This is a genomic window from bacterium (genome assembly GCA_040754625.1).
Taxonomy (GTDB): domain Bacteria; phylum JACRDZ01; class JAQUKH01; order JAQUKH01; family JAQUKH01; genus JAQUKH01.
This window is the reverse complement of sequence record JBFMCF010000069.1, coordinates 1-11,056: the sequence shown is the minus strand read 5'-3', so window position 1 is coordinate 11,056 and position 11,056 is coordinate 1. Positions and strand designations below refer to the sequence as shown.

Here is an 11,056-nt window from a genome sequence, read left to right as displayed (position 1 = left end):
TTTGGCGTTTAAATTCGTTGGTAAAGGTTCGTTTCGGTTTCATGATAGGTTCCTTTCTGCCCGTTTTGGGCTTTAGGTCCTATCAATAGTCTAACATATAATTACAGTTTTAGGGGTGCAGTCCAAACATTATCCAATGAAAGATATCGAGGTTATACCACCATATTAAATGTAAAAATCGCTATAGTTTGTAACAAGAAAAATTTAGATAGCGTTTTAAGAAATATCCGGTTTCTTCAAGTGATACCCCGTCGCCTGTTCAAAATTATACGCTATTTGTAAAATTGTACCTTCGTCAAACGGTTTGCCTAATATCTGTAAACCGATAGGAAGATTGTCACGGCTGAATCCGCATGGGATTGAAATGGCGGGTATGCCGGCGAGGTTCGCGGAAATTGTAAAAATATCTGACAAATACATTTCCAGAGGATCCTTTGATTTTTCACCTATTTTAAAAGCGGGTGTCGGCGCGGTCGGGGTAATAACAGCGTCGCATATTTTAAAAGCTTCATCAAAATCCTTTTTAATCAAAGTCCTCACCTTTTGAGCTTTCAGGTAATAAGCGTCATAATATCCCGCGCTTAACGCGTATGTCCCGAGCATTATCCGGCGTTTGACCTCAGTACCGAACCCTTCACCCCGTGTTTTGCTGTACATTTCAAAAAGGCTCCCGGCTTTGTTTGTTCTAAAACCGTAACGGACACCGTCATAACGCGCAAGATTGGCTGATGCTTCCGCGGTGGCAATTAAATAATAAACAGAAACAGCATATTCCGTATGGGGCAGTGATACTTCTTTAATAACTGCCCCTAATTCAGTAAATTTTTTTATTGCCTCCGATATTTTATTTTTTACCTCAGCATCCATTTCAGGATCAATATATTCCCGCGGAATCCCGAGCCTCAACCCCTTGATATCTTTCCTTAAATAATCTGCCGTATCCGGAACGGGAAGGTTTACGCTTGTTGAATCCTTTGGGGCATAACCGGAAATCGCCCGGAATAAAAGCGCATTATCATAAACTTCGCGGGAAAACGGGCCTATCTGGTCAAGTGAAGAAGCAAACGCCACTAATCCATAGCGTGAGACCCTCCCATAAGTAGGTTTTAACCCCACAACGCCGCAAAAAGACGCGGGCTGGCGGATAGAACCGCCGGTATCCGACCCCAGGGACAACGGCGCTTCATCCGCGGCCACTGCCGCGGCACTGCCTCCGCTGGAACCTCCCGGCGCTCTTTCAAAATCCCATGGATTGCGCGTAGGCCCAAACGCTGAATTTTCGGTGGAAGAACCCATGGCAAACTCATCCATATTGGTCTTGCCGATAATTATCATCCCGGCGTCCTCTATCCTATTTATGACATCAGCCGAATAAGGCGGTTTAAAACCAGATAAAATTTTAGACGCGCAGGTGGTAAGCATCCCTTCAGTGCACATATTGTCTTTTATGGCAACCGGTATTCCCTCCAGGGGTTTTATTGTCGCGCCCGAAGAAATTTTTTTATCAATTTCTCCGGCCTTTTTTCTCGCGCCATCTTCATTAATATATAAAAAAGCTTTTATCTTTGGGTCAACATCCTGGATCCTCTTAATGTAGCTTTCCACTATTTCTTTGCAGGACAACTCTTTTTCATTAAGTTTACTATTCAGTTCTTTTACGGATAACGAATGGATATTCATCTAAAACCTCTCAAAAGTAGTTATTAATCAATTATCTTTGGAACCTTGAAAAATTCTCCTTCTTTTTCGGGTGCATTTGGCAGTGTATTTTCCAAATCCAGGGATTTCTGTGCAATATCATTCCTGTAGATATTTTCTATAGGGGTAACCTGAAATGTGGGATTAATGGCGCTCGTATCCAGAGAAGACAATTTCTCGACATAATTAAGTATCTGGTTTAATTCTTTAGTAGATATTTCCAATTCCTCTTCTTTAAAATAGATGTTTGCGAGTCTTGCTATTTTTTGCACTATTTCTTTGTTAACACTCATCTTTTTCCCTCAATTTTTTTATCGGTGCGAGTTTTAATAATAAAATTTTTTCCCCGGCACTGTTAAAAAATATATTTGCCCTGGCATCATTACCATCACCCTTAATATCTTTTATAAATCCTTTTCCCCATTTAGAATGTTCCACAATATCCCCCGTTTTATACCCGCAAATTACCCGTATTTCAGGTACGGTTTTGCTTTCATTGCCGGAAAAACTTTTTTCAAAATTTATCAGGTCATTAGGGATTTCTTTAATGAATCTTGACGGAGGATTCATTACCTCTGTCCCATGCAGATACCGCCTTTTAACCGCGGTCAAATAAAGCGACTCCCTGGCCCTTGTTATTCCTACATAACAAAGCCGCCTTTCTTCTTCCAATTCTTTTTCGCTCGCGAAAGAACTAAAATGGGGAAAAATCCCCTCTTCCATTCCCGTCATGAAAACTACCGGGAATTCCAAACCTTTTGCGTTATGAAAAGTCATCAAAGTCACAGAATCCTTATTTTTATTCCATGTATCTATGTCCGTAACCAGGGAGATTTCCTGCAAAAATCCGCCAAGAAAACCATCCGGGTTTTTCTCCTCATATTGCCTGACAGCGGAGGAAAATTCTTCCATGCTTTCTTCCCTTTCTTCACTGTAAATAGTGTCTGCCTGGATAACTTTTTCTTCGTATTGAGTCAAATCTAAAAGCTCTGACAATATCCTTGACGGGCATTCATTTTTTAGTCCCTGCATTTCTCCTATCAAGGAAATAAACTCCTTTAGTTTTTCTCTTGTCCGGTTTGAAATACTTGAAACTTCATTGCTTTTTATAAGTGCGTCGTATAAACTTATTTTTTTATCTTTTAAAAATTTATGAATTTCTTCAATTGTAGTTTCCCCTATTCCTCTCCGTGGAACATTTATTATCCTTTTCAGGCTGATAGTATCATGCGGGTTAAATATCACCCTGAGATACGCAATAATATCTTTGATTTCCTTCCGTTCGTAAAATCTTACCCCGCCGACAATACTATAAAAAATATTGTTGCGCCGCAGTGCGTCTTCTATAACCCGCGATTGGACATGCGTCCTGTAAAATACAGAAAAATGTGAATAAGGGACTTTTTGATCTTTGTGGAATTCGACTATCCTCTGGACTATGAATTCGGCCTCTTTTTGTTCCGTCTCCAGTAAATAATAATTTATCTTTTCTCCCTTTTTATTTTTTGTCCAAAGGGTTTTACCTTTTCTTTCATGATTATTTTTAACTAAAACATTTGCCGCGTTAAGAATGGTCTGGGTTGACCGGTAATTTTCCTCAAGCCGGATTACTTTTACATTTTGAAAATCTTTCTCAAAATCCAATATATTGTTAATGTCCGCTCCCCTCCACTGGTAAATAGACTGGTCTTCGTCCCCGACAACACATATATTTTTATCTTTTGGAGTAATAAGCCTGATAAACTGGTACTGCGCCCTGTTTGTATCCTGGTATTCATCCACCAAAACATGAGAAAATTTTTCCTGGTAATATGCTCTTGCCGCGCGGTCATTTTCCAGGAGAAGGACTGTTTCCATAATCAAATCATCAAAATCAAACGCGTTATTTTCCCTTAGTTTTTCCTGGTAAAGTTTATAGACCCTGCCGATTGTCCCTTCAAGGTAATCACTGACATTCTGATTATACTCTTCAACACCTATAAGTTTATTTTTCGCCTGTGATATTTTAGACACAAAGGTGGCCGGGTTAAACCGCTTTTCATCTATAGTTAACTCCTTCATGCATTCCCTGATTAGATGAAATTGGTCGCTTGCGCTGTATATGACAAAATAACTTGATTTATTTTTTTCTTTCAGGTAATTCCTGAGAATCCTTACGCAGGTAGAATGAAAAGTGCCGATCCATAGACCATTAATATCTTTTTCCACAAGAGTATATATCCTGTCTTTCATTTCATCGGCTGCCTTATTAGTAAATGTCGCGGCGAATAACTGGGAAGGATGGTAACCTTTTTCGTCAATAAGGTGGGCAATACGGTGGGTTATGGTCCTCGTCTTCCCGCTCCCGGCCCCGGCTAAAATCAGAAGCGGGCCTTCTGAATATTCAACAGCTTCTCTCTGTTTTGGGTTTAAATTTGAAGAAATACACATATATATTCCATTCGTCCCTATCCTAAAGTTGACACAAGAGAAAAACGATATAGTAATATATGATATTCTATTTTCAGAAAAATTGCAAGGGAATAAATTTAACCCCTAGGGGTGAAAAAAAGAAAGGCAGTAAAAAATGAAAAAAACAGCAATAAAGGCATACAAAAATCTTGATTTTTTACAAAGCCACGATGCGAGGATCATAAGAGTATTATGTGAACTTATCGAGCCAAAAACAAGGTTTAAAAAATATAATATTGAAAACACCATAGTATTTTTTGGTTCCGCGCGGATTAAATCGAAATTTGCCGCTAAAAGTAATTTTGAAAAAATGCGGAAGCTTTTTGAGGCTGAAACTAACCATACTAAAAAATCCCTGGAAGACTTTGAATCCGCTAAAACTGATTTATATATGTCCCAGTATTATGAAAAAGCCCGTTCCCTGTCTTATAAACTGACCCAGTGGGCAAAACAAACTACAAAAGGCAAAAGTAAACTTTTAATGTGCACGGGCGGCGGCGGCGGTATAATGGCGGCCGTAAACCAAGGGGCATACGAAGCGGGAGGAAAATCAATAGGATTTAATATAAGCCTGCCGTTCGAACAGGTCATGAATAATTTCATAACCGATGACCTGGCGTTCGAATTTCACTATTTTTTTATTCGTAAATTCTGGTTTGCCTATATGGCCAAGGCGTTGATCGTTTTCCCCGGCGGGTTCGGCACGCTTGATGAATTATCTGAAATCCTCACGTTAATCCAGACCCGTAAAATCCAGAAGAAACTGCCGGTAATTTTGTTCGGAACCGATTACTGGAAAAAAATAATAAATTTCGATGAAATGATAAAATATAAAACTATAAGCAGGAATGACCTGAAACTCATTAATTTTTTTGATGATGTGGGCGAGGCGTTTAACTTCTTAAAAAAGGAATTAATAAAGTTTATTTAGAGGCTCTTAATCCCGATATGTATCGCCATGGCGCCACCGAAAAGGTTCCAGTAACGGACGTCTTTTAATCCGACTTTTTCCATGATCTTTTTGAGTTCTTCCTGGCCGGGAAAACTATGGAGCGAATGCGGGAGATAAGTGTATGCCTCTCTCTGGTTGCTGACAATCTGGCCCAGAAAAGGCACTACCTTAAAAAAATAAAAAATGTATATATGCTGGAATATGGGAATCACGGGCCTTCCCAAATCAAGGCAGACAACCCTTCCGCCGGGTTTTACTACGCGCCTCATCTCGGAAAATCCCTGTTCCAGGCTTGTCAAATTCCGGATGCCGCACCCGACCGTGGCCACATCAAATTTATTGTCGGGGAACGGCAGTTTTTCGGCGTCTCCTTCCTGGAAGCTTATATTATTTTCAAACGGCCTGCCTTTTATTTTTTCTTTCGCCTGTTTGAGCATTCCTGAAGAAAAATCAAGGCCGGTAACTTTTCCCGCTGAACCCACCGCTTTTGCAGACGCTATGCTGAAATCTCCGGTCCCGCAGCAGACATCCAAAACATTGTACCCGGACTTGACCCCGGCAAGCCTTACGGCCTTGTTCCTCCACATGTAATGAATCCCGAAAGATGAAACCGTATTCATCAGGTCATAACTCGGCGCGATAGTATTAAACATTTTCCGCACATAATTATGTTTTATTTCTTTATTCTCCGGGCGGTTCATTTCCAGAACCATCCTTTTCATTTCTTCTCCCGTTATCTGTTTTTTTTCAGGCATAATCAGCTCCCGTTAATTTGATTAAAGTAATGGATTTTTCTTTAAAAATAAATTATAATGTTTATTTAAAACAAAAGCAATTCAATTATGAAAATTTATCTTATCCGCCACGGTGAATCAGTTTTAAACGGCAGGAATGTAATCCAGGGTCAAAGCGACCCGCCTCTTTCAAAGACCGGTGTTGACCAGGTTGAACTTCTGGCTAAAAGCCTGACAAAAGAAAAATTTAATTTTTTATATACCTCTGAACTCATGCGCGCTAAACAGACCGCAGAGGTCCTTTCCAAGGACCTTGGCCTGCCTATTTCATTCCATAAAGACCTCGCTGAAATCTTCCTTGGTGAATGGGAGGGTAAAACCCCTGAAGAAGTAAACAGGGAATATAACAGCGGGTATGAAAAATGGCGGAAAAACCCCACAAAAACCCTTATCCCGGGCGCTGAACATATACCGGAATTCAGGAAAAGGGTAAGCGGGACTTTCAGGAACATTCTTAAAAATCATTCAGACGACGACAATATTATCATCGTAGCCCATGCGGGAACTATCACCGCGATTATCTGCCATATTTTAAAAGGCAATTTCAACAAACTTATCACAAGAATGTCCCTCACGAACACAGGCATAACTTACATCCAGGGTTACAACAAAAAATTATACATTACCGGCATCAACGATTCATCCCATCTCTGTGTATCTTCCCTTGACGCAAAGGAAGATATTTATCTGGAGAAGTAAATCTACGGCTGAATTTTTTTAATAATGCACAATAAATTCCCTTCCATTACTCTTGTTGAAATTTTCAAGCCCTTATCACCGTCATTGAAAACTTCCTTCTTTTGAGGGTTCCACACCGTAAATCCTCCATCAGACGGCGCAAAATTCCATTTATGAAATCCGCGATAGCCCTCTTCCAATCCCTCGTTAATTTCATGGAACAATGACAATACCCCGTTATCCGATAAAAGAGCGGGTATTTGGTTAATTACACTTATGGGGTCGGCTGTATGATCCAGCGAATTTTGGGCATTAATCCAGTCAAATTTTCTTCCGCGGAATATAACTGTAATCTCTTCGGCAGAAACATTCAAGGTCCTTACGGGAGGCTCTATTTTATATCTTTTCAGAATCAAATTGTAGTCCCCGGCAAGGGGGTCAACGGCGGTTATATTGATTTTTTTTAAAAGATGCTTCTTCCCTATCGCGGTCAATGGCCCGGCACCTATATCGAGAACATTTATTTCCTCCTTGTTGATCAAATCGATAACCTCTTTATGGAAACCAGACACATAAGAATCGGGATTTACCCGGTATTCGAAATCCTCTCTCCATTTTCCACCTTTTTCACACAACCATTTTTCCCAGAATTTTATCTCCATTTTAATGCCTGTGTTCCTGGAGTGAAAGCGGTAAAAAAACGGCGATAATATTTTTTTAACTATTTTTTTCATATTTCAGGGACTGCCCGTCTTTTGTTCCCACTTTAATATATGAACACCGTCTTTTTTCCCTAAAATCTGAAATATACTGCCGTTAATGTCTACATCGATAAATGAATGTCTTTTATTTTCCAGACCATCAGCGTCATAATCTTCCGCAAGTTCCTGCTTTAAAATTAATCTGCCTTCTTCACTGTATTTTGCAATTGCCAGCCGGACTTCATGCCCGATTATTTCAAAACTGTTGGGGTCAACCTGTGTCTCGTTTGACTCATGCACCAGATAAACAAAATTATTCTTATCGACGCCTGATAAACAATATGGTCCCAAATCGTCGGCAATCGAAAATCTATTTAAAACTTTATCATTTTCATCTTTTATTTCAATATAATATTTATACTTATTATTTTCCTTATCTGTTAATTCCTCTCTTTTTATAAAAATTTTTTTTAACCCTTTTATTGATGTTATGCACGTGGCTTCAACATCATAGGTAATTTTGCCTGTCCCCATATTTAAAGACCAAAATTTTTTATTATTATCAAGGTTTGGGAAAATCAACAAGGTCTGGTTGATTATAAAAAAATGGCCATATTCAACTGTGTTTAAATTTTCCGGAGTCAAATCAAATTTGTTTAACAATTCCCCTTTCGAACCATACCTTCTCATATCTATTTTGGGGCCGACGAAATCCGATTTTATTAAAATAGCATTGTTTTCACCGTCAAAAAATATGGTATTCCCTTGTTCTATATCAGTCGGAAACGAACATAAATGGTTGCCGTTATAGTCAAATGATTCTATTTTTGAATTTATATTGTCATATAAATATATTTTTTGATTATTCGCATTCGCTTTTATAAGATAAGGAAGGCTCTGCAAGTCATCGAAGCCCTTGCCTATTTCTCCGGTTTTTGAACCCCATTTTACTGTAACTATATCCTTGTAAACATATTTTTCCTCTGCCTGCGCTTTTCCGGTTAGGATAATTAGTACCAGTAAAACCAATTTTAAATATTTTCCCGGGGTGTTAATTTTTAATATTTGGGATCCTGCCCGCAGCATGTTGATATTCCTTTCTTATCCGCATTAATTTTATACCCTTTTTTTATATTTGTCGATTATTTTTAAAAGCGTTTATTGGCCATAATATGATAAAATGGTGTCCATGAATGAAAAAATTATACAAAAACTGCAAAATATATGCGGTGGAGAAAATGTTCTTTTGAAAAAAGAAGAACTGGAAAATTACAGCCACGATGAAATACAGGAGAAGAAGTACTTCCCTGATGCTGTTGTGACACCTTCTTCAAAAGAAGAAATCTCAAAAATACTTGTCCTGGCCAATGAGGAAAAATTTCCGGTTACTCCGCGCGGATTGGGCACAGGTTTGACCGGGGGGGCGGTACCTTTACAAGGCGGCATTGTCCTCAGCATGGAAAAAATAAAGCGCATTCTCGATATTGATTCCGGTAACCTTATGGTTATAACTGAACCGGGCGTTATAACCGGGGATTTGCACAAGGCAGTCCAAAAAGAAGGCTTGTTTTATCCTGTTGACCCCGCAAGTCTGGACAGCTGCAGTATCGGAGGAAACATAGCCGAAAATGCCGGCGGCCCGCGGGCGGTAAAATACGGTATTACCCGCGATTACGTTTGCGGGCTGGAAGCTGTTTTGCCTAACGGTGAAATAATTTCACTTGGCGGGAAATTAATAAAAAATGTCGCAGGCTATGATTTAATCGGGATCCTGACCGGCTCAGAGGGCACACTCGGTATTATAACAAAAATTACGCTGAAGCTCCTTTCCATGCCAAAAGAGCGTGTCGCTTTAATGGTCCCGTTTAATGATATGGAAAAAGCGTCTGCATGCGTTTCGGAAGTATTAAAGTCAAAGATAATCCCGTCTGCCATTGAATTTGTTGAAAAAGACGGATTCCTGTATTCAGAAAAATTCCTGCAGAAAAAATTCCCATATCCAAAAGCCGAAGCTTATTTAATTGTAGAGCTGGATGGAATGAAAAAGGACGATTTGTCATCTCAATATGAAATTCTTGGCAATATCTTTATTGAAAACGGCGCGGTGGATGTGCTTTTGGCGGAAAGCCCTTCCGAACAGGAACGTTTATGGGAGGCAAGAAGGCGGCTATTCGACAGCCTCAAGGCTGAAAGCGCGGTCATTGATGTTGAAGACACTGTTGTTCCCAGGATTAAAATACCAAATATGTTAAAAAAAGTAAAAGAGATATCTAAAAAATATGGTGTGGAAATTATCTGTTTCGGCCACGCGGGGGACGGAAATATCCATCTGAATATCCTGAAAAAAAATATTGATGATGGAAAATGGGACGAAATACATCCAAAAATCCTGGACGAAATATTTATCAATGTAGTTTCCCTGGGCGGCAGTATATCGGGTGAACATGGAATAGGGCTTTATAAAAAACCTTATTTGCTTTTAAATATAAAACAGCCCGCTTTAAATGTATTAAAAAACATTAAAAAAAGTTTTGACCCGAAAAATATCTTAAACCCGGGAAAAATATTTGATCTCTGATTATCTTTTTAACTGGTTTTGCCGATATGATAAAAATCATGCAGATAAGCACAACCTATACAAAAAAAACAATATTTATCCTCCTGCGCTGGATGATAGTTTTTGTGGTCCTTTTGCTTTTCGTTCAAAACCAAAAGATAATTTTTGATTCGCCTTTTATAACCATAATTTTTTTCGCGTACAGTCTGAGCGGTTTCCTATTTAATTTTATAAAAGACTCGACATTTGAAAAACCCTGGTTAAATTACGCGATTTTTATAAGTGACACCTTATTTGCTTCACTGGCAATTTATTATACAGGCGGAATGGACAGTGATTTTTATCTAATTTATTTTCTGGCAATCCTGATGGCGGCTATAGGGCAAAATACAAATGCAACTTTATTTGTGGCCACCGCTGCCTGTATAGTTTACGGGTTTATGGTATTCAAGAGCAGCGGTTCAATTCAATACCTGATTAATCCCGGTTTTCTTATACGTTTCCCTTTTTTTTACATAATAGCTCTTTCCAGCAGCTTCCAGTCCCAGGAAGTGCAAAAGAAACAAACATTGCTTGTGCAGTCCGAACGCGAAAAGGAATACCTGGAAAATGAAATCAATAAAGCCACCCATGCCCTTACAGAAACCAATGACAGGTTAAAAAACATGAATGAATATTACAATCACATCCTCCAGTCAACGACAAACGGCCTGATTGTAATTGATAAAAACGGCATTATCACTAAATTCAACAGGACCGCGGAAAAAATCCTGGAATTAGATTCCGGAGAACTCGAGGGAAAACCCATACTTTCAATTCCTGTAATTAAAAAACTGGGTGAAGACATATTTTTCACCAGGGGGGAAAAAGAAGTTAAAAGGGAAATGTCCCTTGAAATTAAAAACGGGCGCTATGTCCCGCTTGAAATCAGGAATTCAGTGCTCAGGGATTATGAAGGAAATAATATCGGCAGCCTGTGTGTGTTTACGGACCTGACTATTGAAAAAGAAATGGAAAACCAGCTTAAGCAATCCCGCCAGCTCGCGGAACTGGGCGAAATCATCGCAACCATAGCGCATGAGATTAAGAATCCTGTCCAGGTAATCTTATCAATATCGGACATACTTAACGAAAATACCGGGAAAGATAACTCCTGTAAAAAATATACCGAAGTAATAATCGAACAATCTCAAAAATTAAGCAACCTGATAGCCAATACGCTGAG

Annotated in this window: 10 protein-coding genes; 4 read left to right on the top strand and 6 right to left on the bottom strand. The window is 39.1% G+C overall.

From position 1 onward, the window contains the following. Window positions 1–216 precede the first annotated feature (216 nt). The 3 genes from gatA to AB1498_06310 are packed head-to-tail and all read right to left on the bottom strand — an operon-like array spanning window position 217 to window position 4,128. Window positions 217–1,680: an Asp-tRNA(Asn)/Glu-tRNA(Gln) amidotransferase subunit GatA gene (gene gatA, locus AB1498_06320; protein ID MEW6087904.1), complete on the bottom strand. Its 1,464-nt coding sequence runs from the start codon at window positions 1,678–1,680 to the stop codon at window positions 217–219. 23 nt (window positions 1,681–1,703) lie between these two features. Continuing rightward, complete coding sequence (gatC, locus tag AB1498_06315) at window positions 1,704–1,991, bottom strand: Asp-tRNA(Asn)/Glu-tRNA(Gln) amidotransferase subunit GatC (protein ID MEW6087903.1); 288 nt, start codon at window positions 1,989–1,991, stop codon at window positions 1,704–1,706. Continuing rightward, a complete protein-coding gene (locus tag AB1498_06310) occupies window positions 1,981–4,128 on the bottom strand; it encodes a UvrD-helicase domain-containing protein (protein MEW6087902.1) in 2,148 nt (715 codons plus the stop codon). Before AB1498_06310 ends, gatC begins: the two co-directional genes overlap by 11 nt. A 136-nt stretch (window positions 4,129–4,264) precedes the next feature. Between AB1498_06310 and AB1498_06305 the strand changes: the two genes are divergently transcribed. After that, window positions 4,265–5,080, top strand: coding sequence for an LOG family protein (locus AB1498_06305; protein MEW6087901.1), 816 nt, complete (start codon window positions 4,265–4,267; stop codon window positions 5,078–5,080). On the opposite strand, the gene ubiE is transcribed toward AB1498_06305, so the two are convergent. After that, a complete protein-coding gene (ubiE, locus tag AB1498_06300; GenBank protein MEW6087900.1) occupies window positions 5,077–5,856 on the bottom strand; it encodes a bifunctional demethylmenaquinone methyltransferase/2-methoxy-6-polyprenyl-1,4-benzoquinol methylase UbiE in 780 nt (259 codons plus the stop codon). The two genes, AB1498_06305 and ubiE, sit on opposite strands and share 4 nt — an antisense overlap. Window positions 5,857–5,943: 87 nt before the next feature. Between ubiE and AB1498_06295 the strand changes: the two genes are divergently transcribed. Next, complete coding sequence (locus tag AB1498_06295) at window positions 5,944–6,594, top strand: histidine phosphatase family protein (protein MEW6087899.1); 651 nt, start codon at window positions 5,944–5,946, stop codon at window positions 6,592–6,594. A gap of 2 nt (window positions 6,595–6,596) precedes the next feature. Here the strand turns inward: AB1498_06295 and AB1498_06290 are convergent, their stop codons facing one another. After that, the gene (locus AB1498_06290; protein MEW6087898.1) at window positions 6,597–7,307 is read right to left on the bottom strand and encodes a methyltransferase domain-containing protein; all 711 of its coding nucleotides are present in this window, start codon (window positions 7,305–7,307) and stop codon (window positions 6,597–6,599) included. Between the two features lie 3 nt (window positions 7,308–7,310). Next, window positions 7,311–8,360, bottom strand: coding sequence for a hypothetical protein (locus AB1498_06285; GenBank protein ID MEW6087897.1), 1,050 nt, complete (start codon window positions 8,358–8,360; stop codon window positions 7,311–7,313). A 103-nt stretch (window positions 8,361–8,463) separates the two neighbouring features. Between AB1498_06285 and AB1498_06280 the strand changes: the two genes are divergently transcribed. Both AB1498_06280 and AB1498_06275 read left to right on the top strand, forming a co-directional pair. Continuing rightward, on the top strand, window positions 8,464–9,852 hold the full coding sequence (locus AB1498_06280; protein ID MEW6087896.1) for an FAD-linked oxidase C-terminal domain-containing protein: 1,389 nt from the start codon (window positions 8,464–8,466) through the stop codon (window positions 9,850–9,852). A gap of 38 nt (window positions 9,853–9,890) precedes the next feature. Beyond that, window positions 9,891–11,056, top strand: a 1,166-nt coding sequence (locus tag AB1498_06275; GenBank protein ID MEW6087895.1) for a PAS domain S-box protein, incomplete at its 3' end; no start/stop codon positions are given.

What these genes read in the sequence shown, in the direction of transcription:
- gatA (MEW6087904.1), bottom strand. Translation starts at nt 1,680, where the DNA reads ATGAATATCCATTCGTTATCCGTAAAAGAACTGAATAGTAAACTTAAT.
- gatC (MEW6087903.1), bottom strand. Translation starts at nt 1,991, where the DNA reads ATGAGTGTTAACAAAGAAATAGTGCAAAAAATAGCAAGACTCGCAAAC.
- AB1498_06310 (MEW6087902.1), bottom strand. Translation starts at nt 4,128, where the DNA reads ATGTGTATTTCTTCAAATTTAAACCCAAAACAGAGAGAAGCTGTTGAA.
- AB1498_06305 (MEW6087901.1), top strand. Translation starts at nt 4,265, where the DNA reads ATGAAAAAAACAGCAATAAAGGCATACAAAAATCTTGATTTTTTACAA.
- ubiE (MEW6087900.1), bottom strand. Translation starts at nt 5,856, where the DNA reads ATGCCTGAAAAAAAACAGATAACGGGAGAAGAAATGAAAAGGATGGTT.
- AB1498_06295 (MEW6087899.1), top strand. Translation starts at nt 5,944, where the DNA reads ATGAAAATTTATCTTATCCGCCACGGTGAATCAGTTTTAAACGGCAGG.
- AB1498_06290 (MEW6087898.1), bottom strand. Translation starts at nt 7,307, where the DNA reads ATGAAAAAAATAGTTAAAAAAATATTATCGCCGTTTTTTTACCGCTTT.
- AB1498_06285 (MEW6087897.1), bottom strand. Translation starts at nt 8,360, where the DNA reads ATGCTGCGGGCAGGATCCCAAATATTAAAAATTAACACCCCGGGAAAA.
- AB1498_06280 (MEW6087896.1), top strand. Translation starts at nt 8,464, where the DNA reads ATGAATGAAAAAATTATACAAAAACTGCAAAATATATGCGGTGGAGAA.